Consider the following 25,862-nt stretch of genomic DNA (forward strand, 5'->3'; position numbering starts at 1 on the left):
TAGGACTACGTGATGCATGTTACTTTTATCCGAAACGATACGTACTGAACTTGAAGGAGCAAGATGACTGACGTCAACGTCGACGTAGTAGTAATCGGTGGCGGGCCCGTAGGAGTCACTGCGCTGGCCCTGCTGGGGCGCGCAGGGCTGACCGCCGTCGGGGTGGAGCGTGATGTCCAGGTCTGGCCGACCGCCCGCGCCGTGCACTTTGATGGCGAAACCTTCCGCACCCTCCAATCGCTGGGAGTCGCGGAGCGCTTTGCCGAGGCCACGTTGCCGATGTCCTCCTTCCACATCGAGAACGAGGAGCGGGAAGTCCTGGTGTCCGTGCCCACGGGTCAATTCGGTACCCAGGCCTGGCACGACGACCTCACCTTCCACCAACCCGACATCGAGGTCCTGCTGCGGGAAGTAGTGGAAGAACTTCCCGGCGTCGAGCTCCGCCGAGGCACCACCGTCCTTTACGTGCGCAATGAGGGACCGGGCGTAGAAGTAGCCGTGCGCGAATCTGATGGCGCGGAATCAGTGATCCGCGCCCGCTGGGCCATCGCAGCAGACGGGGCCCGTTCACCCAGCCGCCAGGCCCTTGGCATTGAATGCGAGAAGCTGGGCGAGGATGCGCAGTGGCTGGTCGCGGACGGCATTTTGGAAGAAGGCCCCGGCCTGTCCTCGGACATGATCTTCCTGGGCCATCACACGCGGCCCGCCCTATGGATCCGGCTCCCCGGCAAGCGCGTGCGGATGGAGTTTATGTTGATGCCGGGGGATGACCCCGAGGAACTAGCGACTCCCGCGGGGGTTGCAAGGATCAGCCACGGTGTGCTGCCGACAGATAAGTTCACTGCAGACCGGCTGGCCATTTATACCTTCCGTGGCCGCATCGCGCGCCAGTGGCGCGCCGGGAACATCTTCCTGGCCGGGGACGCTGCCCACCAGGCGCCACCGCTCTTTGGGCAGGGCCTGTGCGCAGGAATACGCGACGTGGCAAACCTGGTGTGGAAGCTGAGCGCGGTCCAACGCAGGGCGGCCGACGAGAGCCTGCTTGACACCTACGAAAATGAGCGGATGCCGCATGCACGGTTCTGGGTCGAGCAGGCAACCCGGGCCGCAGGCTTCATGCAGACAACCGACGCCGAAGTCGCGAAGCAGCGTGACGCCTTCATCCGCGCAAACCCCGCCGCGTCGGCACCGGTATCCCCCGCCTTGGGTCCGGGCCTGCACGAAGGTGGCACCGATGAACGTGCCGGCAGGCTCGCCATTCAGCCGATCCTCAGTGACGGGGTGCGCCTGGATGACATGGTGGGCAGCCGTTTCCTGGTGGCAACAACCCACGAAATCTATTCCGCCATCCCGGCACCAGCGCGAGAACAACTCGAGGACAACGACGACATCGTGGTCCTGTTCGATCCGGCCAAGGTGGGCCAGATCCTTGCAGCCACCGGCGCCCAGGCCGTTATCGTCCGCCCCGACCGCTACATCCTTGGCCTCGGAGACACCCCCGAGGCGCTCGAGCGCCTCATTTCCAGCATTCCGAGCCTTGGCCGCGACGTCCCGGCACCCCTCTAAACCCACATTGACAGACCACACCAGACGGACGGAAATACAGGAGCCCATCATGGCATTCAGCCCGATCACACACCTGAGGCACTTCGACATCGCGGTGCCTGACTACCAAAAGCAGGTTGAGTTCTACAAGAACCACTGGGGACTCACCGAGATGGAGAACGACGGCGACGTGACCTACTTCGCCGCCGAAGGCTCACCGGAACAGTACTCGGTCCGCGTACGTAAGGCCGAGGAAAAGCGCCTTGACATGGTCGCGTTCGGCGCAGCGGACAAGGCCGCAGTGGACCAACTCGCCTCGGACCTCATCGCCAAAGGCGTCAAGCTCATCGGGGAACCCGATGACGTCAAGACCCTTGGCGGGGGATACGGCTTCCGCTTCTTCGACCTCGAAGGACGCACCATCGAAGTCTCCTCAGATGTCGAAGTGCGCAAGCACCGCAAGATCGAGGAACGCGAGGCGATTCCGGTGCGGCTCTCCCACGTGGTGCTCAACTCGCCCGAGCCCGAGAAAATGCGCGCCTGGTATGAGCAGCACCTGGGCTTCCGTCTCTCCGACACCCTGAAGCACCCGCACATGGGCGACCTGTTCTACTTCCTGCGCTGCAACGCCCAGCACCACTCCATCGCCATCTCCCGCGGCCCGCACGCTTCGCTGCAGCACGCGTCCTTTGAGCTGCGCGGTATTGACGAGTACATGCGCGGCAGCGGCAGGCTGCTGCGTTCGGGGTTCAAGAAAATCTGGGGCCCTGGCCGCCACAAGGCCGGGGACAACACCTTCACGTACTTCCACGATCCCAACGGAAACACTATGGAGCTCACCACTGAGCTGGACTCGGTGGACGAGGACACGTGGCACCCCAGCATTTTCGATACGCGTGACCCTGAGACCTCTGACCAGTGGGGAACCGGGGGCGATATGGACGAATTCATCGCACGCGAGATGTTTAACGACCAGGACAAGGGCCTGTACGTCGCCCCGCCGGTATAACGACCACGATGGTGACTAATGGAGGATTCATGGAAAAAAAGCGAGTAAACGAATTCGCGCTGGGCACGTTCGAAACCGCCGGGGAACAGTTCCCCGGGGCGGTCTTCGGGGACCAGGTTGTTGACCTGCGCACCGTGCTGCCGGGAATTTCCCGCATCGGTGATCTCTTCGCCGACTGGGACGCGCACCTGGATGTGCTCGTGTCCATCGACCCGGCCGCGGCAGGCGCCCGTCCGCTCGAAGGGCTGAACGTGCTGCCACCAGTGCAGCCTGTGGGCAGCATCATCGCTGCAGGGGCAAACTACCGCGAGCACGTTCTGCAGATGAGTGTGGCCCACAAGCTTGGCAAGGAAGGTGCCGACGCAGCGCAACTGGCAGCGGACGCTGCGGCCGAAATCGATGAGCGGGGCCGGTCGGGCGATCCGTATGTCTGGACCGGAATACCCTCGGCAGTGAGCGGAGCCTATGACGAGGTGCAGTTGCCGGATGTGGGCGGCAACGTCGACTGGGAACTGGAACTCGGGGTGGTCATCGGACGCAGGGCCCACCGGGTCTCGGCCGACGACGCCTTTGATTACGTGGCCGGGTACACCATCGTCAATGACATCACCGCCCGCACACTGGTCCCGCGTAACGACATCGCGATGATGGGTACCGACTGGTTTCGCGCCAAAAACCAGCCCACGTTCTTCCCCACGGGCCCCTACCTAGTGCCAACGCGGTTCGTCCCGGACCCGGCGAAGCTGCGGATCCGCTTGAGCCTGAACGGCAATCTGATGCAGGATGCCCTGGCCGATGACCTGCTCTTTGATATCCCAAGCCTGATCGCTTACGCCTCCTCGGTGGCGGTATTGCTGCCCGGGGATGTCCTCATTACCGGGTCGCCGGCGGGCAACGGTTCTCACTGGGGCCGCTACTTGCAGGACGGTGACGTGATGGAGGCGGAGATCAGCGGACTCGGTACCCAACGTTCGAAGGTCCGCGGGCCCAGCGGGCAGTTGCCTCCCTGGTATGTTGATCGGCCAGTCGCTGTCGCCGCGGCCGGCGGAGCTGCCCGGTGACCCTGCGCCAGAGCCACTTTGTCGCGCCGGTATCCTATTTGCTGGCCGAAGACCTGGGATACCTGCAGGGATCCCAGGTGCAGCTGACCCGGACCACCTCGAGCGCCGAGCAGCTTCGGGCCCTGCTCGCCGCGGAACAGGACATGGTCGTCACGGCAATCGACAACCTGTTCGAATGGACCCTGGCCGGGGCCGACCTGCGCCTGGTGGCCCAGGTCGAGGCCACCACGCCACTGGGCATCCATGCCCGCGGCGGCCTGGAAACACTGGCGGACCTGGCAGGGTGCCGGTTCGCGGTTGACGCTCCCAACAACGGTTTCGCGCTCATCGCCAAGCGCCTGCTGCGGGACGCCGGCGTCGAGGTGGATTACGTAGTGGTCGGTGGTGTGCGCGAACGCCTTGATGCACTGCTCAACGGCGACGTGGACGCGACGCTGCTGGGGGCGCCGTTCGACAAACTGGCTGAAAAGGCAGGGTTCGCCCGCGTAGTCGACATCAATGCATGGCTGCCGGAACTGCCGGGCCAAGGACTGGTGGTCCGCGCCGACATCCTCGAATCCGAGGAACTGGAACGCTACCTCAAAGCCCTGGCAGGCGGGGTGGAAGCCGGCGCTCTGATGCCGGATGCGCAGGGCATCGAGTTGCTGGAACGCTGCGGTTACCAGACCGGAGCAGCAAGCGCCTGGCACTCACGGGCACGAACGCTTGCGGTGGATCCTCGAGGGCTGGAGCTGCTGACCGGAATACGGCAAAGCCTGGACATGCTGCCGCGGACCATCGCACTGGAGCAGCTCTGCGACTCTGAACCGTTGCTCAGGGCCGCACAGCCCTCCTTCGGGCAGGCGTAGTTTCAAAACAACCCGCGCTGCCCACGCCACCAACCGCCCGGGTTTTGCCCATTGCACCCCCAACAAACCAATGCGATACTGTACGTATCGTATGAATAGGACTTAGGAGTAACCATGAAACTGGGACGGATAGCAGTGCCCACACCCGACGGCGAACAGATCCGGCTTGTCGCGGCCCAACCCGAACACGGGCGGGTCATCGACCTGGCACGCGCCTACGCCCTGACCCTTCAGCGCAAGGCCGCCGACCCTGACCGGGCCCGGGCGCTGGCCCTGGCGGTCCTGCCAGGAAGCCTGGCTGCGGGAATCGGCGGAGGTGCGATTTTCCTGGACGCGGCCCACGACGCGCTGGCCGCCGCAGACGACGCCTCGTACGGAATCGACGAAGTGTCCTGGCGCGCGGCCGTCGACTCGCCGGTGATACGCGACGGCCTGACGTTCGAGCAGCACATCCAGAACTTCCACCGTACCGTCGCCAAGGCCCAGCCGGCCCGGTCAATTTACGACCGGCCGGGTTATTTCAAGGCCACCACGGCCATGTCCTACGGGCACAACCAGGAGCTGCCCTACCCCGACTTCACGGAGGCCCTGGACTGGGAACTCGAAATCGGGTACGTGGTGGGCAAGTCCGGCAGCGACCTGACCCCGGACACGGCGATGGAGCATCTCTTCGGCATCACCGTCTTCAACGACTTCAGCGCCCGCGATATCCAGGGCGCCGAAATGGCCATCGGCATGGGCCCGCAAAAGTGCAAGGATTTTGGTTACGGCATCGGCCCCTGGGTCACCACGATGGATGAAATCGATTCGATCGAGGGCTTGCGCGGCCAGGTCCGTGTCAACGGGAAAGTCCTCTCCGAGACCAAGGTCGAGGACTTCGTCTACACCCCGGCGGAGTTGCTGGCCTACGTCTCGATCTCCGACCGCCTGCAGCCAGGGGACCTCATCGGGTCCGGTACCATGGGCTTCGGCGCAGGAGTGGAGATCGGCACATTCCTGCAGCCCGGCGACGTTATCGAACTCGAACTCGAGGGTGTGGGCACACTGCGCACCCCGATTTCCGCCGAACGCCACACAGCGCCCTGGTGGCCCGAGCCCCGCACCTACCCGCACGACGAATGGGTGGCGTGATGACCCGGCCCCCAGTCCGCCGCATCGTCACCGGACACGACGACCAGGGACGCGCCATCATCCTCTCGGACGGAGCGGCCCCCAACCACTGGTCCTCGGACCTGATCCCCGGATTCGGTGCCACCGTCCCCTGGCTGACCGAAGCCGGGCAGATCGACCACGTTACTGACGAGGATCCGGCAAGCGCCGACGCCGAGATTCCCAGCTTCCCCGCACCGGGCCAGACGATCCTGCGCATCGCCGACTTTCCGCCGGACTCCGTGTATCCGGACGAGGCGGGCTCAGTGATCTTCAGCGAGCTCGACGGACATGACGAGGCCGAAGCGGGGGCTGAGCACAGCGGCTCCAAGCATTTCTGGTTCCACCGCACGGACTCGCTGGACTACGCCGTCGTTCTCCAGGGTGAAATCACCTTGCTGGTCGACGACGGTGAGGCAACCATGCGCGCCGGCGACGTGGCCGTGCAACGCGCCACCAGCCACGCGTGGTCAAACCGCACTGACCAGACCGCCAGGGTTCTCTTCGTACTGATCGGAACCGAACCGCTCACCGCAGCACAGATTGCTGAGCAGCGCAGGAAGGCCTCCCGGCACTTGGAGCGGGCATGATCACCAATCCGCAGGCCGCGGACGGCGAGGTGATCTGGCAGCCCGACCTGAAGTCGACGGCCGAGACCGGCATCAGTCGATTCGCCGCTTTCCTGGCAAGCCACGGCATCGAGATCGGTGCCGGATACGAGGAGCTGTGGCAGTGGTCGGTGGATGAGCCCGAGCAATTCTGGGAACTGTTCACCGAGTTTGCCGGTATCGGTCTTGGTGGGGTGGCGGGGCCGGTATGCACCGGCGAGCCAATGCCCCGCACGCGTTGGTTTCCGGGACGCACCCTCAACTTTGCCAGGCACCTGCTGGAGGGCCACGAGGGGACCGCACTGATCGGGATCGCGGAGGACGGGACGCGCGAGGAGGTCACCTGGGACGTCCTAAGGCAGGAGGTGGCCTCCCTTGCTGCGCACCTTCGTGCCCGTGGTGTGGGCCAGGGGGACAGGGTCGTTGGAGTACTTCCCAATGTTGCCGAAGCCGTCGTCGGGCTGCTCGCCACCGCCTCGGTCGGCGCCATCTGGTCCGTCTGTGCGCCCGAGTTCGGCCCGGGAGCGATCGTGACGCGGTTCGCGCAGCTCGACCCAAAGGTCCTCCTGGCCGCGCCAGGCTACCGGCTCGGCGGGAAGGACCGGGACCGCCGTGGTGAGCTGGCGGAGATCATCGCCCAGCTCCCCACGCTCGAGCACATCATCTGGGTGGGGCGGCACACCTCCATTCCAAGTATCCCGACCCAGGTTCCGGCCATGGAGTGGAAGCAGGCCGTCGCCGAACCAGCGGAGCTTGTATTCGCGGACGTCGAGTTCAGCCACCCCCTGTGGGTCCTGTTCTCCTCTGGGACGACAGGCATTCCCAAGGGCATCGTGCACGGCCACGGCGGGGCGCTGCTTGAGGAAATGAAAATGCTCCTCATCCACTCCGACCTGCGCCCCGGGGACCGCTACCTCAACGTCGCCTCAACGAGCTGGGTGCTGTGGAACTCGCTCGTCTCCGCGCTGGGAGTCGGCGCCACGGCTGTGCTCGTTGACGGGAACCCGACGTTCCCCTCGTTGGACCGCGTGTGGCAGGTTGCCGCAGCAGAGCGGGTCGCGGTCCTGGGCGTCGGAGCCGGCTTCGTCCATGCCTGCGCCAAGGCGTCCCTGGCGCCCATGCTTGACCATGACCTGGGCGCCTTGAAGTCCCTCCAGGTCACGGGTTCGCCCCTCTCCGCGGACGGCTATCGCTGGGCTTACGGCAACGTGGGGGACATCTGGTTGAATTCGATGAGCGGCGGTACCGACATCGCCTCCATCTTTGTTGGAGGATCACCGACGCTGCCCGTTCATGTTGGCTACATTCAGGCACCGGCCCTCGGGGTGCGCGTGGAGTCCTGGGATGAAGCCGGCAATCCCACCCGCGGTAAAGGCGAACTGGTGGTGACCCAGCCAATGCCTTCGATGCCGCTGAGCTTCTGGGGCGATGACGGCAGCCGGTATCACGAGAGCTACTTCGCGACGTATCCGGGGGTGTGGCGGCACGGGGACTTCATCGAGTTCACGCTCCAGGGAATCCTCATCCACGGGCGGTCCGACTCCACTCTCAACCGCAATGGGCTGCGGCTCGGATCGGCGGATATCTATGCCGTAGTGGAATCACTGCAGGAAGTCGCCGAGGCCCTGGTGGTCGGCGCGGAACTGGGCACTGATTACTACATGCCACTGTTCGTCCACCTGGCCGAGGGTGCTGACCAGAGCGTCGCTCGCGATGCGATCACCAGATCGATCCGTGAGAATCTGTCCGTTCGCTACCTGCCGGATGACATTGTGTTCATGCCAGGCATTCCGCATACGCGCACCGGAAAGAAGCTGGAAGTCCCCGTAAAGCGGCTTCTGCAGGGGGCGCGGCTGGAAACCGTCGCGGATCCCGGGTCCGTGGATAACGCCGCCCTGTTGGAAGACTATGCCAGCTTTGCCCTTAGCCGTCAGGCAGTAGCTCCATAAGCAGTACTGCTGCGGTCCTACCGGCATTAAGGACGTGGGGGAGCGGAGGAGCCGGACCTGCGCCAGCGCGGTCAGGCCCGCTCAGGCATAAAAAGGGATTGTCTCGTCGGAGGCAATCCCTTTTTATGCATCCCCAAGCTGTGGTCCGCCAGCCCGCGAATTCCGATCACCGGTTCCCTCGGGGTTCGCTGCATCCAGGACCTCAACAGCGTATTGCACAACGGCCTTCGCCCGGTTCGTGAGGACTGCTTCCTTGGGCCACACGGCGACCACGGAGGTTTGGCCTGCGCGGGGACGGAGGTGCCTGGTGATGAGCCCCTTACCTTCGCTTGAAACGGGGATCTGGTTGGGCCGCGACATCAGCAGGCTATACCCCAGCCCCCGCCCGACCATTGCCCGGACGAGGTCGATTTGGGGGACTACCGCCCCGAGCTGTGGTTTGAGTCCGCGCTGGGAGAACATCAACTGCGTGTATTCCGTGCTGGGTGCGGTGTTGAGCATGATGAGCGGCCTGGTAGCCAAATCTGCCAGTTCAATGTCGCCTTTCCCCGCAAGAGGATCGTCGGCGGCCAGGACGGCCATAACTTCAGTCTCGTAGATGACTTTGCGCTCCACGCCCACCGGCAGGCCGATGTCATAGACGACGGCGGTGTCCAGGCTTCCGTCTTCGAGGGCCGGCAGCAGCTCGGAGTGATCCCCCACAGTGATGCTGATGTCAACTTTTGGGTGAAGTTTTGCCATTCCCTCCAGCACGGCGGGGAGGACATTACTTGCCAGGCCCGTGTAACAACCCAACGCCACCGGCCCCTTCAACTCGCCGCGGACCTCTCCCAATCCGTCTGCCAGCACGCTGGCTTCCCGCAGCAGTTCCCCGGCCCGCTTTGCGAAGTGGCGTCCGGTGGGCGTCAGGTGCATTCCCTTGGCTTTCCTGCGGATGCACAGCTGTTCCCCGAGTGCCGCCTCCAGTTCACTGATGGCATGCGAGAGCGCCGATTCGGAGATGTGCAGCCGCTGCGCCGCTGACCCGAGGGTGCTGTGTTCGGGCAGTGCTGCGAAAAGTTCGAGCTGTCGGAAGGTGAATTTAGGCACTCCCGCCTCTTTTCCTAAGAAATCGAATTAGTTCTTCTGATATCCGCAGTTTACTGTGGAATGCTTTGCCGTGACACTGGTTACACCAAGACGTACCAGTAGCGCTGTGTACACAATGACGTGCCAGTAGGAGCAAGACATGACCACACAAGCGGGCCAGTGCCCGTTCCACGGGAACGCAGAGACCACACCTCTGACAGCAGTCCCGGTCCGCGGCAACGGGGGAAAGGTTCCAACTCCCGTCTCGCAAGATGCCGCAGACTACCCTGTGGCTGACTGGGTTGACGTGGCCGCCCTTGCAACCAATCCTTACCCGACGTACGCCCGTCTCCGTGCCGAATCTCCGGTCGTCTGGGTTCCGCAGCTTAACAAGTTCCTTGTGACGAATTACGCCGGCTGCCACACGGTTGAACAGGACCAGGAGATCTTCAGCGCCAACGTGTCCGGCGCAACGATGACGCGGGCCATCGGCGCGCGGCCGATGCTGCGCAAGGACGATCCGGAGCATTCGCTCGACCGGGCGCCGGTAAATCCTGTTCTTCGCCCCAAGTCCATCAAGGAAGTCTGGGGACCGGTTTTTGAGCGCAACGCAGAAACCTACCTTCAGAACGTCGCCGACCTCGGGCCAGAGGAAGCAGACCTGAACCGGGATTACGCAGCCCCGGTGGCATCCCAGAACCTCATTGATCTGCTGGGCTTGAAGGACGTGTCCGTGGAGCAGGTGCGCCGCTGGTCCCACGCCTTCATCGCCGGCATGGGAAACGTTCTGAATGATCAGTCCATCTGGGACCGGTGTGACGCCGCCACCGCGGAGGCTGACCGCCTGTTGGAGGAGCTGATCCCGTATTACCGGCAGAACCCGGACGCCTCGATGCTGTCCGCATTCGCCAATAGCGGCCTCCCCACCTCCAATGTTGCCGCCAACGTCAAACTGACCATTTCCGGTGGGATGAACGAGCCCCAGCACATGGTCACCAACATGGTTTGGGCCTTGAGCAATCACACCGGGCAGCGCGAGCAGGTCCTTGCTGATCCCGCACTATGGGCATCAGTGTTTGACGAGGCGGTCAGGTGGCAATCACCCATCGGAATGTACCCCCGGGAAACAACACGGGACACTGTCCTCGAAGGAGTACATATCCCTGGCGGCGCCGGGATCGGCGTTGTGGTGGCATCGGCCAATCACGACGGAGCCCACTTCGGCGATTCAGCTGCAGAATTCGATATCCACCGGCCCAAGCGCCCCCACCTTGCCTTCGGCAGCGGCGTCCACCTGTGCGCCGGGCACTGGGCAGCCAAGACCTCCATTGGCCAGATCGCCGTACCCATGGCCTACAAGCGCTTCCCGGGACTGCGCGTCGACGAGCGACGGAATGAAAGCTGGGACGGCTGGGTGTTCCGCGGACTGACCAGCCTGCCCGTCACCTGGAACTAGAAGCAATCCCAAGTACTAAAGGAGCAACGATGCCCACCATCACCTACACCCAGCCCAACGGCACCCAGCAGATCCTCCAGGTCGAGGCAGGCACTACCCTGATGCGCGCCGCCGTCAACAACGGCATTGACGGCATCATTGGCGAATGCGGAGGCCAGGCCATGTGCGCCACATGCCACGTCTACGTCCGCCCCGAATATGTGCAGGCGCTGCCCGGCATCAGCGACGACGAAGACGAAATGCTTGACTGCACCACCGCAGAGCGGACCGACAGCTCCCGGCTGGCCTGCCAGATCAAAATCGATGCAGAACTGCCGGAGATCGTCGTCGACATCCCTGCCGGCCAGCTCTAGAAGCGGGGACGCGACATGAACGTTGTCATCATTGGCGGAGGACAGGCAGGGCTGCAGGTCGCCGACACGCTGCGCACCGAAGGATACGAAGGAGCGATCGACGTCATCGCCGAGGAATCAGGGCTGCCCTATCAGCGCCCGCCGCTGTCGAAGGACTACCTCGCTCCGGGCAAGGAGGCGGCTCCCTTGCCGCTGCGCGGTGCAACTTTCTTCCTCGACAAGAACGTCACGCTTCATCAAGGGGTCCGGGCCATCGCCGTTAACCGGGCCGAACGCAAGGTACAGACAACCGAAGGTTCACTCGACTATGACCACCTCGTCTTCGCGACCGGCGCCAGAAACAGGACGCTGAACTGCCAAGGCGTGTCCCTGCCCGGCATCTACGGACTGAAAACCCTGGCGGATGCAGAGGCACTGCACGCCGCACTACCCACCGCCCGCAACATCGTGATCATCGGCGCCGGATTCATCGGACTGGAATTTGCCGCAGCAGCCCTGGCACACGGATGCAACGTCACCGTCCTGGAATTCGCACCACGCCCGATGGGGCGGGCACTGACTCCGGCCATGAGCGAATGGTTCGCTGCCGCCCACCGCTCACAAGGCGTCAACCTGCGCCTCAGCGAAGGCATCGACCGCTTCGAGCCTGACACTGATGGCCGCCTCGGAGCGGCAATCTCCACCACAGGAGCTTCCTATCCGGCAGATCTCGTGCTCGTTGGCGTCGGCGTGCAGCCCAATGACACGTTGGCCTCCGACAGCGGCATCGAAACCAGCAACGGCATCGTCGTCGACGAAACGCTTCGCACTGCGGATCCCGCTGTTCTGGCAATCGGCGACTGCGCCAGTTTCCCCAGCGCACATGCCCAGGGCCGTTTGCGCCTGGAATCCGTCCAGAACGCCACCGATCAGGCCCGCCATGCAGCACGTACAATCCTGGGAGCTGAGAACCCCTACACGGCGCTGCCGTGGTTCTGGTCCACCCAGGGCCCGTACAAGTTGCAGATGGCCGGGCTCCCACGGCCCGATGACGACATCCTCATTATGGGCGACCAGAGGGCAGCAAAGTTCTCCGTCCTCTGCTTCAGGGACGGCGTCCTCGCGGCGGTGGAATCGGTCAACAACGCCGCTGACCATATGGCAGCCCGCAAGCTGCTCTCCGCGGACATCGCCCTCACCCGTACCCAGGCAGAAAGTGAGGGGTTCACCCTTAAGGCTGCTGCCAGCAGCCCCGTCTCTGTCTGACCGATCCGTCTCCATCCCAACCGATCTGCACCATGTTCCATCCCCAGGGTTTCCCGTGGGGCTACACGCTCACACCCAATTGGAGAGAAATGAGCACGTCCACCCACAGTTCGACGGCGAACCAACGTCGTGTCGCCTTCGCCACTGTCATCGGCACCACCGTTGAATGGTACGACTTCTTCATCTACGCCACGGCCGCCGGGCTCGTGTTCGCCGAGTTGTTCTTCGAACCGGCCGGGGCATCCATCGGTTTGCTGTTGTCCTTCGCCTCCGTCGGCATCAGCTTTCTCTTCCGGCCCCTCGGCGCCTTCCTGGCCGGTCACTACGGCGATAAGATCGGGCGCCGCGCCATGCTCGTGATGACCCTGATCCTCATGGGCACGGCAACCACACTGATCGGCTTCCTGCCCACCTACGCGACCGCCGGCGTCATCGCCCCCGTCATGCTCCTGCTGCTGAGGATTTTGCAAGGCATCTCCGCCGGAGGGGAGTGGGGAGGGGCGGTCCTGATGGCAGTTGAGCATGCCCCGAGCGACCGCCGGGGACGGGCAGGAGCTTTCCCCCAACTGGGCGTCCCGCTGGGGCTGCTGCTGGCCACCGGCGTCACGGCGCTTATGACCGGTGTCATCTCCCCGGGAGCAGCCTTCCTCGACTGGGGATGGCGCGTGCCCTTCCTGCTGAGCATCGTCCTCATCGTCGTTGGCTACTTCGTACGCCGGGCGGTAGACGAATCCCCCGTCTTCCAGGAAATCGCAGCAGCCAAAAAACAACCCAAGGTACCCATCGTGGAACTGTTCCGGCGGCACGGGCTTCTCGTGATCGTCGCCGCCCTGATCTTCGCAGGAAACAACGCCGCAGGCTACATGGCAACCGGCGGGTTCATCCCCAGCTACGCGTCCAGCCCCGCTGTCGGTCACGAACGCACTGACGTGCTTATCGCCGTCGCTTACGGTTCTGCCGTCTGGCTCGTCTTCACCTACCTCGCGGGCTACCTCTCGGACAGAATTGGCCGCAAACGCACCTACCTCCTGGGTTTCGCCGCCCAGCTGCTGGCCTGCTTCCCGCTTTTCTGGATGATTAACACAGGGTCCCTGCCGATGCTCTACCTCGCGATGACCATATTCACCATTGGCCTGGGACTGGCTTACGGCCCTCAGGCGGCCCTCTATTCGGAAATGTTCCCCGCATCAGTGCGCTTCTCCGGCGTGTCAATCTCTTACGCATTGGGAGCGATCCTCGGCGGCGCCTTTGCTCCAACGATTGCTACAGCCCTGGTCCAGGCGACAGGCGGGACAGACGCCGTTTCCCTGTATCTCGTCGGGATGACGGTTGTTTCCCTCGTAGCGGTCTCCCTCGTGCGGGACCGGTCGGGAATCGACCTTTCCATCCGGAACCAGGGCGAACAGGAAGTCGGGGCGCTCGTTCTTGACCGGCGCAAGGTAGATGTCACGGGTGAGCCAGTCCGCACCAACTAGATTCAGCCGCGCTTGGGTCAGGACCAGCCGAAGGACACCCGGCTCAAGCGCGGAGGTTGCCCGACCGTCGAAGGCAGCGGCTGGGAACCCAAAAGTTGCAGGACACAAAGACCCACTCCAAGCGGCAGGGGCGGGAAAGACATGACAAAATGCTCGACGCACGGAGCCAGCAGCGCCCGCGAAGCCATCAGTCTTGCGGCCGGCCGCCCAGCTGGGGCACTGCTTCCTTGAATCCTTGGGCATTTTAATGTCGGGTTACGACAGCCGGAAGGGCGTCGTTGGCGTAGCCTGTCCGCGATACCATTGCGCGTTGTTTCCCCAGCATGCCGAACGCTTAGAATTTCACGTCGCCCCCGGGAGCGACGGCGACCTGAACGACGACCCACGCTGGCGGCGGACTATCGCGCCTTGCCCTGCATCGATCCGGCGGGGATGATGCATAAAGTCATGAAAGCACGCCGCCTTTCGGGGCCAGGGAGGTATTTCTTGTCAGCTCAGTCCTCTCATGGATGGACCCGTCCGGGATGGACCTGAATCTGTTGCTGCCTCTGCGTGTGTTACTGGAGGAACGCAACGTCAGCGCGGCCGCTATCCGATTGAATGTGAGTCAGCCGACCGCTTCCACATTTCTTGCCAAGCTTCGTCGATACTTCGATGACCCTCTGCTGGTGCGGGAAGGCAATATCTACACATTGTCCCCTCTGGCCATGCGCTTGAAGGAAGAGTTACCTACCGCCCTGAGGTCTGTCGAACAGATCATGGGGGCCCAATCAGAGTTCACTCCTTCCACCAGTGATCACGAGTTCACTATCCTGGCCACGGATTATGCAAGTTGGCGCGTGGGTACCCAACTGCTTCCGTGGCTTGATTCCCTGGCTCCCGGAATCAGAATCCGATTCGACCACGTCCTGCCCAGTCACGTCGATGGCGCGCCCGATTCACTCAAGGACGTGGATGGCATGCTGCTGCCACACGGCTACCTCGCCCAACAGCCGCACGTGGACGTCCTCCTTGACGAATGGACATGCCTAATCGCCAGCGACAACCCGCATCTGGGGGAGCGACCCTCGCCAGAAGAGCTCCTGGCGATGCCTTGGATCATGACGATCAGTGGCAGAGGGGCCTTTACTCCCGCTGCACGGCAACTGCAGATAGCCGGCGTCGACCCTGTCGTGAGCACGATAACCCCAAACTTCTTTGTCATTCCATCTCTGATTGAAGGATCCAACAGGGCCGCCTTAATGCCTATGGCCTTGGCCCAGAGGGCAGTCCAGACAACGAACCGGCTCCGCATCGTGGACCCTCCCATCCCCTTGACGGCGCTTTCGGAGGCGTTCTGGTGGCACCGGGACCGAGAGCATGAACCCGCCCACCGCTGGTTCCGCCAGCAGTTGGAACTGGCCTGCGCGCCCCTGCTTAAGCCGCCCCCGCAAGAGTAAAAGACACCCGCAGGCGACTAAGAAACCCCACGGCTTATCAAATTTCGCAATAGTGCCTATTGGAAAATGGCGCTTCCCAATAGTCGCAGGCGCGCTCAGACTGTAATAGCCGGCAGAGAAGCAAAAGAAAGATCTATAACGGCTCACAGAAAGGATCGATGATGATCCACCTCCTAGCACACCTTTCCCACATCGAGATTTACGCAACCGACCTCGAGGAATCCGTCCGCTACTACGAAGAGCAGGTTGGTCTTCGCGTCGTGGACCGTGCAAACGGCAAGGTGTACCTGCGTTGTTGGGGCGACTACTACGCGTACAGCGTGGTACTGGTTCCGGGAAACGAACCTGGAATGGTCTCGATGGCTTGGCGCACCTCCAGCGAGGAGGCCCTCCGGGAAGCCGCGAGCCGGCTGGACGCCACAGAATATGCCGGAAAATGGAAGGACGCAGGAGAAGGCCTGGGGCGCTCCTACGTCTTCACCGGACCGTACGGCCACACCATGCAGCTTTTCTGGGAAGTTGACCTTTACAAGGGCGAAGGCGAATTCGCTTCGACATACCCCGACCGGCCGTCTAAAAGAAGCAATCAGGGCATTGGACCCCGCCAGTTGGACCACGTTACTATCGCCGCTTCCGACGTTGAGGGATTTGCTAAGTGGTACAACGAGACGCTGGGCTTCCGCATCATGGCGTTCGCGGGTCTGGAGAACCCTGACGTCACCTTCTTTGGGGTCCTGACCACCAATGAGAAGTCACACGATCTTGGAATCCTGCTGGATGCTTCCGACCGTCCAGGGCGCATTCATCACTACGCCTTTTGGTTGGATAACCAGGCTGAGCTGGCCCGCGCGGCTGACCTCCTTATCGAGAACGGTACGCCTATGGAGTTCGGGCCCGGCGTTCATGGTATCGGTGAACAGGATTACCTCTACTTCCGGGAGTCCAGCGGCCTGCGCATTGAGGTTAACACCGGCGGATACCGCAACTACGTACCGGACTGGAAGCCAAACCGCTGGACTCCAGCCCTGGGTGCAAACGACCTCTACCGCAACCGGGAACTGCCGCAATCGATGTTGGAAGCCTTCCCACCGGCAGCGGCGCCGACCGCTACCGAGCAGGGCCTGGTTCCCGGCAGCGAAGCCGAACTTATCGAACAGGCGGCGCTGCGAAATCCTGTCCTTCAGCCCTGATCTGAGCCAGCGGCGCACGGACTTGCCCTCCGCCGGCTCATTTCGCTGGCATACGGCAAATACACGCGATGCGACCCCGCCCGGCTGGTTTTCACGCCACCCGGGCGGGCCAGGGCCATCCTGGTGTCCCGCGATGAGACTGCCCGATTGTGCACAAACAGAATTTCCCCGCACCTGAGCTTTGACGGTGGGCAGGAACTGCAATGGGAAAGCAAATCTATGGGGCGCAAACTACGCACTCTCTCCCAGCCTGTCTGCGAGAAGACGGAGAACTCCAAAACCTATTACGTACTAGACGCACCGTATCGGATGAGTTACTGTTTCTCCTATCGCAGTTGCTTTCACTCAAGGACGAGGCAAGCAGGGAAGACCCCCGCATCGACTCCTGTTCGTCCAAGGGCCTTAGGGCTCAAGGTCTGACTTCCTCGCCACTTGGGAACTACTCAATTCTCACCACTGAGCGCGGCAGTCGTGCAAAACCCGAGACTATTCCGGCGTCGAGCGGCGACCAGCGAGACCGTTGAACAGAGAGGTTCATTGGATTATGACCGCATCCCCCGAAGCAAAGCAGGGCTTGTCTTCATTCACCGACTCCGTCGGCCTAACGTGGCGCCACTGGGTCTACTTCACCCTAATCACCCTCATCCTTCTGGCAGATGGGATGGAAGTTACACTTATCAGCCACACTTTCCCATCGCTCGTCAAGGAATGGGGTGTCTCCGTCGGCGGCGGCATCACCCTCGTTGTAACCGCCGGCTTCGTCACCATGGGCATCGGCGCGATCGTCGCCGGTCGTCTTGCAGATTTGTTCGGACGAAAGACAGTGTTGATAAGCGCCGCCGCCCTCTTCTCCATTGCTACGGCGCTCGGGGCAACATCTCCTGATTTCACCGCCTTCACCATGTGGCGGCTCTTGGCTTGCTTCGGTATTGGAGCAGTGATGCCAACCGGTGTCACCCTCCTTGCTGATCTGGTTCCCGCCAAGCGGCGTGGAGCAATGGTTGCCGCTGCATATGCAGGCGTAGGACTGGGGACGACGGTTGGTGCGACACTGGCCGGGTTGCTCATACCCACTGGCGGTTGGCGGGCGCTTCTCGTTACAGGCGGCCTGGCCCCTGTCGTCATCATCATTGTGCTTGCTTTCCTCGTGCCCGAACCCCCTGCTTTCTATGCCGCCCGCGGGGCGACCGAGAGAGCGAAACAAGGACTGGCGCACCTCGCTCCAAAAGTCGACTTGGCCAATGTCGATCTGACGCCACCGGCGAAGGGGGAGAACAAGGACGCACTTAAAGTCATTCTGTCCAAACGCTTCGCCCTCACGACGATGCTCCTCTGGGTGTTCGGGTTCTTCTCCCTGGGCACACAACTGCTGATCGCTCAGTATCTTCCGACTCTCCTTCAGCAGCCCGATCCCGGCCTCAACACGGTGCAGAGCAGCACAATCGTAGGCGCATACGGATTCTCCAGCGTTCTTGGCGGACTGCTCCTTGGGGCCATTTTGACGAAGGTATCCCGCTACCTGACTATCAGTATCGTCCTCGCAATGTCCATCGCGATGACCCTTGTCATCGCTCTCACCCCAAGCCCCGGTTTTTCCACATTGCTGCCCTTGTTCACGATCGCTGGCTTCATCCTGCCGACAGGTTTTGGCCCCACACGAAATATCCTCGCTGCGGCTGCTTATCCGACGGCCGTCCGCGGCACCGGTGTCGGAATGACAGAACTCGGCGCCCGGCTTGGCTCGGCAGCCGGGGGAGCGGCTGGCGGCACCCTGATAGGTGCTGGCCTCGGCCTCTCAGCCATCTTCCTGGCGCTTCTCATACCTCTCGCAGTCCTCCTCGGCGCCCTCGGCGGCCTAAAAGCCGAAGCGAAGCGCACCGGCGCGGAATCCGGAGCGGGGGCTTCGGAAGAAGAGGCAGGCCCAGTCCTTGCCCCTCCTATCGTTGCCGGCTGACCACCCGGTTATCTCCTGGGTGACAGGACCGCGCATCGGGTACTTGCCGTCAGCACGCCGGATCAGACCGAGAGACGCCAACTCAAGGGCCACGTTCAGTACTGAGTCTTCATTGAAAAGGCCATCGGGCAAAGACACGTCTATTCCACAACTAACGGAACTACTCAACTGCGCCGATATGGAGATCCGTCAAGCTGCCTTGGCCGGGCACAAAGCCGCTTGCTGATCACGCAGCCGGGACTGGCGGCCACTCTGGTCCGTCCATGGCTGGGGTGAATTCACGATATCCCCGACTTGGATTGGGGAGCCGTCGGGGTAGCTCCCTGGCAGCAGTAGCGGTGGATAACTTAGGAAAATTGTTCCCGGCTGTGGCTGGCGGTTGTATGCCTCTACTTCACGGCAGAGTGGGGAATCAATTCCAGTTGTCAGGTTACGGTGTGCCCTGTGTCAGCAATGGTCGAAAAGGGAGCCATTTCGCGGAACTGTATTGACCCGCTGGATGGCCCATATCGGCACTGCTTGGTTGGACAAAGCTTCGGTTCACTTTCGTTCAGCCTGATCTAAGGTGTCTGTCGCAGTTTTGGCCGCCGAGGTCCCGCCAAATCAGAATCGGGGGGTTAGGGACGTCACGAAGAGCCCGGCCGGGCAGTCCCGGCCGGGCGTCTTCTTCCGTCAAGGGAACGCTGACCCCCTTCGTGGCATTAGCGTGCCGCGGTGGCGGGCTGTTCCTGGAAGGCGGGCACGACGTGTTCGATGAAGAGTTCGAGTGAGCGCTTCTTCTCTTCATGGGTGAGGCTGTTGTCGGCCCAGAAGCTGAATTCGTCTACGCCGAGTGCCTCGTAGTGGCGGAGACGTTCGATGACCTCATTGGGCGTTCCGATCATCGCCGTCTTGTGGAACGATTCCGGCGTGAACTCCGGACGCTCGGCGAACTTCTCTTCAGGGCTGGGCTCGAGGAAGCCGTTCTTCGGGGTGGTTTTGTTGCCGAACCAGGCATCGAAGGTCCGGTAGAACTTTTGGATGGCCTCGGCTGGGCGCCGCCATCCCTCGGGCTCGTCTTCAGAGTGGACGTGCGTGTGGCGGAGCACCATGAGGTCCGGACGGGGGACGCCAGGGTTGTTCTCCACAGCGGTGTTGAACTTGTTGGCGAGGTCTTCGACTTCCTCGTCACCCTTCATCAGCGGGGTCACCATCACGTTGCAGCCGTTGGCCACGGCGAACTCGTGCGAGGAGATGTCGCGGGCCGCGATCCACATCGGCGGGGTGGGCTTCTGGATGGGCTTGGGGACACTGGTGGACGTCGGGAACTGCCAGACCTCGCCGTCGTGTGCGTAGTCACCTTCCCAGAGCTTGCGCACTGCCGGGACGAGCTCGCGCAGGTGCTTGCCGCCGTCGACCGCGGACATGCCGCCCATCAGGCGGTCGAACTCGAACTGGTATGCGCCGCGGGCCAGTCCCACTTCCATGCGCCCGTTGCTGATGACGTCCAGGAGCGCGGTTTCGCCGGCAACGCGGAGCGGGTTCCAGAACGGCGCGATGATGGTGCCCGCACCGAGCCGGATCCTGGACGTACGGGCGGCCAGGTAGGCGAGCTGGGGCATGGGACTGGGAGAGATGGTGTACTCCATGGAGTGGTGCTCACCGATCCAGACGGTGCTGAATCCTCCGGCTTCCGCGATGAGCGTCAGTTCCGTCAGGTTCTCGAACAATTCCTGGTGCGAGACGGACTCGTCCCAGCGTTCCATGTGGACGAAGAGTGAAAAGCGCATTACTAAATCCTTTGTTCTGCCGCGGCGTTCTGCGGTGCCTCGTTGACCACAGCTCCGGAGGGCTGCTGCGTTGCGTTCGGCGATGGTCTGGTTGCCGCGGGACCAGTGTTCATGCTCGATCTCGCGGATGATGACGGTGGTGTTGTCGGGCACCGCACCCACAGCGGTTTCTGCCGCGCGGTGCAGTTCGGCGATGAGTGCCCGTAGCTGCTCCGGGGTCCGGCCCCGGGCGATGGAGACTTCGATGAGTGGCATGGGTGGCTCCTTCAGCTGCGCAGGACGAATGGGTCGGACACGGGACCTTCGTCGGTATTGATCCAGATGCTCTTAAGCCGCGTGTATTCGTGCATGGACTCGAGTCCGTGCTCGATGCCCACGCCCGAGTTCTTGAAGCCCTGCCGGGGCGACATCGGGGACATGGCCCGGTAGGTGTTGACCCACACTGTGCCTGCTTCAAGCCGGCGCGCCATGCGGTGGGCGCGGGCGAGGTTCTGGGTCCAGACGCCGGCGGCCAGGCCGTACTCGGTGTCGTTGGCCAGGCCCACCACCTCGTCCTCGGAGTCGAAGGGCATGATCGCGGCGACGGGGCCGAAGATTTCCTCCCTTACTACGCGCATGGAGTTGTCGACGTCGGTAAGGACAGTCGGCGAGAAGAAGTATCCCGGAAGGTCGATCTGGGGCCGGCGTCCTCCTGTCCGGACGGTTGCACCCTCGCTGACGCCGAGGTCGACGTAGGAGCTCACCTTGTCCAGCTGGGCGCCGAAGGCGAGGGGCCCGAGCTCGGTGTTGGCGAGGAGCGGGTCACCGATGATGATGGAGGCGGCCCGTTCTGTGACGCGCTCAACGAGTTCGTCGTAGACGCTGCGGTGGGCAAAGACCCGGCTGCCCGCGATGCAGGTCTGGCCTGCTGCGGCGAAGATTCCGGCGATGACACCCATGGCGGCGTTCGAGACATCTGCGTCGCCGAACACGATGTTGGGGCTCTTGCCGCCCAGTTCAAGGGTGGAGCCGATGAAGCGTGACGCGGTCTCCGCGGCGATGCGGGCTCCGGTCTGCGTCGAGCCCGTGAAGGAAATCTTTGCCAGGTCCGGGTGGCTGACCAAGGCAGCGCCTGCTTCCTGGCCGAAGCCGGTGACGACGTTCACCACGCCGTCGGGGAACCCGGCCTGCGAGGCCAGCTCGGCGACGCGCAGGATGGTCCGCGAGGTGTACTCGCTGGGCTTGATGACCACGGTGTTGCCCGCAGCCAGGGCAGGGGCGAGCTTGGAGGTGGTCAGCGTCAGCGGGGAGTTCCACGGCGTGATGGCCCCGACGACGCCGAGCGGCTCCCGCTGGGTGTAGTTAAGCATCGCGAGTGAATTCGTGGGGATCTGGCTGCCCTGGACCTTGTCCGCGAGCCCGGCGTAGTAGTACAGGTACTCCGGCAGGCCGGCGAGCTGGCCGCGCATCTCGCGCAGCAGCTTGCCATTGTCCAGGGTCTCAAGCTCGGCGAGCTCCTCGGCATGCTCGCCAATGAGGTCACCGAGGCGGCGCAGGAGGTGGCCGCGCTTGGTGGCCGTGAGGTCACGCCAGAGCGGCGACTGGAACGCGGTCTTCGCCGCTGCCACGGCCCGGCGCACGTCCTCCTCGGTTCCCCGGGCCGCCTCGTAGAGGACCTCGAGTGTTGCTGGGTTGGTGCTGGCGAAGTATTCCCCGCCGGCGGGAGCAGACCAGGTGCCCCCGATGAAGTGCTCGAGTCGAACAGTCATGCGCGTTCTCCTTCGGAATCTTTGATGAACTCGTTGATGGCCCGGGCCAGGACGTCAGCGTCCTGGACGGGGAGCATGTGCCGCGCACCCGGCACGACGACGGCCTTCGCACCGGGGATGGCTGCGGCGAGCCGCCTGGTCATCTCCGGCGTCGACCCCGGGTCATGCTCGCCGGTGATGGCCAGCGCCGGCACCTTGATGTGGCTGAGCTCGTTGCCGATCACCCCATCCCCTAAGGCGAAGACACGGTAGGCGTGGATAAAGGACTGGACGTCATTTGCCTCAAGGGTCCGGCGGGTCGTGTCCACGACGCTTTGGGGCACGGCCGTCCCTGAGTACCAGCGCTCTATCGAAGCCTCAACCGTTGCCGGGAAGTCGGCTTCGGCCGATGCCAGCCGGGCGCTGACCGCACTGCGCTCGGCATCGGTGCGTTGGCACACCGAGCTCACGCAGGTGAGGGTCTTGACCCGGCCGGGATGGAACCTCGCGATGTACTGCGCAACCAGCGCGCCCAGTGAGAAGCCCACGAGGTGGGATCGTTCGGGGAGGCGCGTCAGCACGTCGTCGGCCAGGTCTTTAAGGGTGACCGGTTGCGTCAGCGGCGGCTGCCGGCCGTGCCCGGGCAGGTCGACGGCGATCGACTCACGCCCGAGCGCTTCCTGGACGGGCGCCCACATGGCCGCATCAAGGCCCACCCCGTGAAGGAGGGCAACGGGAGTTTCCTGCGTGTGTGTCATTGCTCTGTGGAGAGGGGCGCCAGGCGCTCCTGCGGCCGGCCCTGTGCGGAGGCCGCGAGGGCAATGAGGATCTCACCGGGGTGGGGAGCATCTGCGATCCTGACCTCCACGGTCTGGTGGTGGGAGCGGATGGTCGCATCCGTGATGTGCTTCATCGGGATGTCGAACACGGTGCCGGCCGGCGCGCGTTTCTCGACGGCGGGCAGCAGGGTGGTTGCGGAAGCGGCCTTGCGGTAGTGGTCACCGAACTTAAGTGTGTGGATCAGTGCCGAGCCGTGCTCCACCTCCCCTTCGATGCCCACAATGGCTGCTTTGCCGTAGGCCTCCACCGGGGCGCCAAGCGCCTCGATGACCTTGGGAGTAAGGAGTGCGCCAAGGTCGGAGGCTGTTGCATCGATGCCCTGGCTGAGGTCCTCGACGAAGCCCTGGCCTGCCCAGGGGTTTTCCACGACGGCGACGGCGACGGCGACACGGGCTCCGGGCGTGACGGGACGGCCGCCCTCGGTCAGGATTTCTTCGGACAAAGTTACGATCTTGCGGATATTCACGGCAGGATTCCCTCCAGTATTTCAGCGGTAACGGGGCGGTCAGTTGTTCGGTCGCCAATGCGGGGATGCGGTCGCGAGCCTGTGGAAGCGGCGGCGATCACGACGATTTCATCCGGGTGGGGCGCATCGCTAAGGCTTAGCGTCAGGGTTTGGTAGTGGCTGCGGGTGGAGGCGGCCTCTTTGTGCCACATGGGCACGGCAATGGAGGTTCCCGGTTCTGCACGGTCATCCGAGAAGGACAGGATGGACGTGCCTTCGAGGAACTCGCGGACGAGGTTGCCGAAGAACGGGGTGTGGATCAGCGCCGCGGCGTGCTCAACCTCACCGTTCAGCCCCACTACGGCCGACTTGCCGAACGCCTCGATTTCGCCGGCCCCGCCCAGTGCTGCGGTGAGGCGGTCGGTGAGGACCTTGGCGAGTACCGGAGCGATCCGTTCGGTCTCGGGGGCGAGATCCTTCGAGACGGGGGAGCCGGCCCAGGGATTGCGGACAATGGCGGCTGCGGCGGCCCTGGTCACACTGCTGGGCAGGGAACCCTGGCCGTCGCGCAGGAGCTCTTCCGTGAGCACGGTGACCTTCCGGACACCAACTTGCCGGGCAAGCTCTTCCATGAGGGGCGCCTGGTGATCATCGGTTCCGTCAGCGGAACGGGAAGTCAGGGCTGTATCAGACATGGTTCAGGTCCTTCCACGGGAAGGAAAGGGAAGTCAGGGAGCACACAGTGCACGTCCTTTCGGTTTCTCCGCCGCAAAGGCAGGCGGTTCGCTGGTATGGCGGCAATGCCACGCTGGCCACCCCTTTCACGAGGGATGGATCCAGCAAAATTGTCAGTTGCCGGCCACGTCGGATGCTTCGGGGGCCTCGATACGGGCTGCAGCGAGGCTTGAGGCATTGACGTGGCCGCGCATCGCAAGTTCGGCACCGGTGGGATCCTTTTCCAGGATCGCTTCGAGAACCGACTGATGCTCACGGATGGAGGCCCGCATCCGGGCCGGACGCTCAACTGTTTCCAGAACAATCCGGTGGTAGGCAAGCTGGTTCATGAGGCGTCCGTAGTGCTCGCGGAGCTTTGAGTTATCGGAGCCGTTCACGATGGTCCAGTGGAACTCATGGACCAGTTCGGCATACTTGGCGCTGTCCCCCCGGCGCTCGGCGCCCTCTGACGCCTCAATGTTGCGTTGGAGACGGTCCAGCTCCGGCACGGGACCGCGCCGGGCGAGCAGGCTGGCTGCCAGGCCCTCAAGGCTTTCCTTCAGCTGAAACAGTTCGACAATCTCGCGCCGGGTGGGTATCCGGACGAAGGTTCCAACCTTTGGACGTATTTCAACCAGGCCCTCATTCTCCAGCTGCTTGAGCGCTTCCCGCACCGGTGTCCTGCTCACGTCGAACTCTTCGGCCAGGAACAGCTCAGGAAGGGGAGCACCTGGAGGGTACTCGCCGCTGAGAACGAGCTTGCGCAGCTTATCCAGGAGGCTTCCCTGGTTCCCATTCGCCTGCTCTTGTGTTTTTGCCTGAAGCGTCTCTTGCATGCATCCAACCTACGTTGCATACAAGACCGGCGTCAAGACCGCCGCCTGATTCCTTGCAGCTCGGGGTTTTCTATGAAAAGTATTGACCTAGATCACACTTAGATTTACCGTTGTGGCATGCAACAGACAATCAACCACACCTTGACCGCAGCTTGGACCGCAGCCTGGGACGAGGGTGACGTCAGTGCTTTCGACGCAATCGTCACCGCCGACTACCAGCGTGAGAGCGCCGGCACGAAAAAGATCACCGGCCTGAAGGAACTTCAGCAGGAAATCCTCGAAGTCAGGGCGGCATTCCCTGACCTCACCACCCGCATCGACAAGGTCATCGCGGACGGCGACGATGTAGCCATTTTCTGGACAACCACCGGCACCTTCACGCACCCATTGGGTGGAGTTCCGCCCACAGGACGCGTGGTGGAGACCCGTGGATCGAACGCCCTCACGCTGCGCGATGGCCGCATTGCTTACGAGCGGGTTACCTGGGACGCCGCCGAACTCCTTGCCGACCTGGGCGTTCCCTCCCTCCACTCGGCATTCGAGGACGAAACACCGGATGTGCTGGTGGATGAATTGACCGGCAACCTTCCGGCGGACGTCATGAAGGGCTTCAATCGGCAGTTCATTACCGGTGTCACGGTTGTGACCACCGTCGACGAAGACGGCAAACCCCGGGGCCTGGCGGCCAATTCCTACGCTTCAATTTCGCTGGACCCGCCGCTCGTCCTGGTGTGTGTCCAGAAGACGTCGTCTACCTACCCGGCACTGTTCCAGTCGGAACACTTCGGGATCAATATCCTCAGCAACAATCAGCACGACACCGTTCGAACGTTCGCTTCCAAGGCTCCCGATAAGTTCGCCAACCTGGAATGGCACGCAGGCCCCCACGGTGTGCCGCTGATCGACGGCTCGGCCGCCTCGCTCGAGGCCGAGATCAAGGAACGCTTCCAGGCAAAGACCCACACCATCTTCGTCGGCCGGGTACGGCACGCTGAAGTCGCAGACGTAGACCCCATGATCTACAAGGCAGGCCACTTCTTTGACGGCGCACGCCTCGAAGAACTCTGAGCGCACCATCAATCGGCTGCCCGGACCTGCCGGCCCCCACGGACATGTCCGGGCGCCTACCTCCTCCACCCGGAGGCCTCCCCAACCCACACCTATGCAGCCCACTGCAACCTG

General features: G+C 63.1%; 22 protein-coding genes. 15 read left to right on the plus strand and 7 right to left on the minus strand.

Going from position 1 to position 25,862, the window contains the following annotated elements; translation table 11 throughout:
- The first annotated feature begins 63 nt into the window (after nucleotides 1–63).
- The 7 genes from DXK94_RS10475 (at nucleotide 64) to DXK94_RS10505 (ending at nucleotide 8,169) form a co-directional block, all read left to right on the plus strand.
- On the plus strand, nucleotides 64–1,566 hold the full coding sequence (locus tag DXK94_RS10475; protein WP_115524926.1) for a bifunctional 3-(3-hydroxy-phenyl)propionate/3-hydroxycinnamic acid hydroxylase: 1,503 nt from the start codon (nucleotides 64–66) through the stop codon (nucleotides 1,564–1,566).
- 49 nt (nucleotides 1,567–1,615) lie between these two features.
- Nucleotides 1,616–2,554 (plus strand): VOC family protein, encoded by a 939-nt coding sequence (locus DXK94_RS10480; RefSeq protein ID WP_115524927.1) that lies wholly within the window; start codon nucleotides 1,616–1,618, stop codon nucleotides 2,552–2,554.
- Between the two features lie 29 nt (nucleotides 2,555–2,583).
- A complete protein-coding gene (locus DXK94_RS10485; protein WP_115524928.1) occupies nucleotides 2,584–3,615 on the plus strand; it encodes a fumarylacetoacetate hydrolase family protein in 1,032 nt (343 codons plus the stop codon).
- Complete coding sequence (locus DXK94_RS10490) at nucleotides 3,612–4,463, plus strand: ABC transporter substrate-binding protein (RefSeq protein ID WP_115524929.1); 852 nt, start codon at nucleotides 3,612–3,614, stop codon at nucleotides 4,461–4,463. The genes DXK94_RS10485 and DXK94_RS10490 overlap by 4 nt, the downstream gene beginning before the upstream one ends.
- Before the next feature lie 114 nt (nucleotides 4,464–4,577).
- Nucleotides 4,578–5,594 (plus strand): fumarylacetoacetate hydrolase family protein, encoded by a 1,017-nt coding sequence (locus DXK94_RS10495; RefSeq protein WP_115524930.1) that lies wholly within the window; start codon nucleotides 4,578–4,580, stop codon nucleotides 5,592–5,594.
- Nucleotides 5,594–6,202: a cupin domain-containing protein gene (locus DXK94_RS10500; RefSeq protein WP_220272971.1), complete on the plus strand. Its 609-nt coding sequence runs from the start codon at nucleotides 5,594–5,596 to the stop codon at nucleotides 6,200–6,202. Before DXK94_RS10495 ends, DXK94_RS10500 begins: the two co-directional genes overlap by 1 nt.
- Nucleotides 6,199–8,169, plus strand: coding sequence for an acetoacetate--CoA ligase (locus DXK94_RS10505; RefSeq protein WP_115524932.1), 1,971 nt, complete (start codon nucleotides 6,199–6,201; stop codon nucleotides 8,167–8,169). The genes DXK94_RS10500 and DXK94_RS10505 overlap by 4 nt, the downstream gene beginning before the upstream one ends.
- A 123-nt stretch (nucleotides 8,170–8,292) precedes the next feature.
- Here the strand turns inward: DXK94_RS10505 and DXK94_RS10510 are convergent, their stop codons facing one another.
- Nucleotides 8,293–9,258, minus strand: a complete 966-nt coding sequence (locus tag DXK94_RS10510) for a LysR family transcriptional regulator (RefSeq protein WP_115524933.1) — start codon at nucleotides 9,256–9,258, stop codon at nucleotides 8,293–8,295.
- Nucleotides 9,259–9,397: 139 nt separating this feature from the next.
- Here DXK94_RS10510 and DXK94_RS10515 point away from each other — a divergent pair, with 139 nt between their 5' ends.
- From DXK94_RS10515 to DXK94_RS10545, 7 genes are all read left to right on the plus strand, one after another.
- Complete coding sequence (locus DXK94_RS10515; protein WP_115524934.1) at nucleotides 9,398–10,693, plus strand: cytochrome P450; 1,296 nt, start codon at nucleotides 9,398–9,400, stop codon at nucleotides 10,691–10,693.
- A 29-nt stretch (nucleotides 10,694–10,722) separates the two neighbouring features.
- Nucleotides 10,723–11,046 carry a 2Fe-2S iron-sulfur cluster-binding protein gene (locus DXK94_RS10520; RefSeq protein ID WP_115524935.1) on the plus strand — a complete coding sequence of 108 codons (324 nt, stop codon included), beginning with the start codon at nucleotides 10,723–10,725 and terminating at the stop codon, nucleotides 11,044–11,046.
- A 15-nt stretch (nucleotides 11,047–11,061) separates the two neighbouring features.
- Entirely contained in the window at nucleotides 11,062–12,291 is a 1,230-nt protein-coding gene (locus tag DXK94_RS10525; RefSeq protein ID WP_115524936.1) for an NAD(P)/FAD-dependent oxidoreductase, read from the plus strand.
- An 89-nt stretch (nucleotides 12,292–12,380) separates the two neighbouring features.
- A complete protein-coding gene (locus DXK94_RS10530) occupies nucleotides 12,381–13,766 on the plus strand; it encodes an MFS transporter (protein ID WP_115524937.1) in 1,386 nt (461 codons plus the stop codon).
- A gap of 524 nt (nucleotides 13,767–14,290) precedes the next feature.
- On the plus strand, nucleotides 14,291–15,205 hold the full coding sequence (locus tag DXK94_RS10535; RefSeq protein WP_181884799.1) for a LysR family transcriptional regulator: 915 nt from the start codon (nucleotides 14,291–14,293) through the stop codon (nucleotides 15,203–15,205).
- Between the two features lie 158 nt (nucleotides 15,206–15,363).
- Nucleotides 15,364–16,395 carry a VOC family protein gene (locus DXK94_RS10540; protein ID WP_309544317.1) on the plus strand — a complete coding sequence of 344 codons (1,032 nt, stop codon included), beginning with the start codon at nucleotides 15,364–15,366 and terminating at the stop codon, nucleotides 16,393–16,395.
- Between the two features lie 544 nt (nucleotides 16,396–16,939).
- Nucleotides 16,940–18,349, plus strand: a complete 1,410-nt coding sequence (locus tag DXK94_RS10545) for an MFS transporter (protein WP_115524940.1) — start codon at nucleotides 16,940–16,942, stop codon at nucleotides 18,347–18,349.
- Between the two features lie 701 nt (nucleotides 18,350–19,050).
- Here the strand turns inward: DXK94_RS10545 and DXK94_RS10550 are convergent.
- The 6 genes from DXK94_RS10550 to DXK94_RS10575 all read right to left on the minus strand — a co-directional run bounded on the left by DXK94_RS10550 (nucleotide 19,051) and on the right by DXK94_RS10575 (nucleotide 24,680).
- Nucleotides 19,051–20,373 carry an LLM class flavin-dependent oxidoreductase gene (locus DXK94_RS10550; RefSeq protein WP_115524941.1) on the minus strand — a complete coding sequence of 441 codons (1,323 nt, stop codon included), beginning with the start codon at nucleotides 20,371–20,373 and terminating at the stop codon, nucleotides 19,051–19,053.
- An 11-nt stretch (nucleotides 20,374–20,384) separates the two neighbouring features.
- Entirely contained in the window at nucleotides 20,385–21,866 is a 1,482-nt protein-coding gene (locus DXK94_RS10555) for an aldehyde dehydrogenase (RefSeq protein ID WP_115524942.1), read from the minus strand.
- Nucleotides 21,863–22,603 carry an alpha/beta fold hydrolase gene (locus tag DXK94_RS10560; protein WP_115524943.1) on the minus strand — a complete coding sequence of 247 codons (741 nt, stop codon included), beginning with the start codon at nucleotides 22,601–22,603 and terminating at the stop codon, nucleotides 21,863–21,865. The genes DXK94_RS10555 and DXK94_RS10560 overlap by 4 nt, the downstream gene beginning before the upstream one ends.
- Nucleotides 22,600–23,151: an amino acid synthesis family protein gene (locus DXK94_RS10565; RefSeq protein ID WP_079598216.1), complete on the minus strand. Its 552-nt coding sequence runs from the start codon at nucleotides 23,149–23,151 to the stop codon at nucleotides 22,600–22,602. Before DXK94_RS10565 ends, DXK94_RS10560 begins: the two co-directional genes overlap by 4 nt.
- Entirely contained in the window at nucleotides 23,148–23,825 is a 678-nt protein-coding gene (locus DXK94_RS10570; RefSeq protein ID WP_181884800.1) for an amino acid synthesis family protein, read from the minus strand. Before DXK94_RS10570 ends, DXK94_RS10565 begins: the two co-directional genes overlap by 4 nt.
- A gap of 153 nt (nucleotides 23,826–23,978) precedes the next feature.
- Nucleotides 23,979–24,680 carry a GntR family transcriptional regulator gene (locus DXK94_RS10575; RefSeq protein ID WP_115524944.1) on the minus strand — a complete coding sequence of 234 codons (702 nt, stop codon included), beginning with the start codon at nucleotides 24,678–24,680 and terminating at the stop codon, nucleotides 23,979–23,981.
- A gap of 117 nt (nucleotides 24,681–24,797) precedes the next feature.
- Between DXK94_RS10575 and DXK94_RS10580 the strand changes: the two genes are divergently transcribed.
- Nucleotides 24,798–25,748, plus strand: coding sequence for a flavin reductase (locus DXK94_RS10580; RefSeq protein WP_115524945.1), 951 nt, complete (start codon nucleotides 24,798–24,800; stop codon nucleotides 25,746–25,748).
- The last annotated feature ends 114 nt before the right edge of the window (nucleotides 25,749–25,862 follow it).

The organism is Arthrobacter sp. RT-1, from assembly GCF_003367205.1.
In the GTDB taxonomy this organism is placed as follows: Bacteria; Actinomycetota; Actinomycetes; order Actinomycetales; family Micrococcaceae; genus Arthrobacter.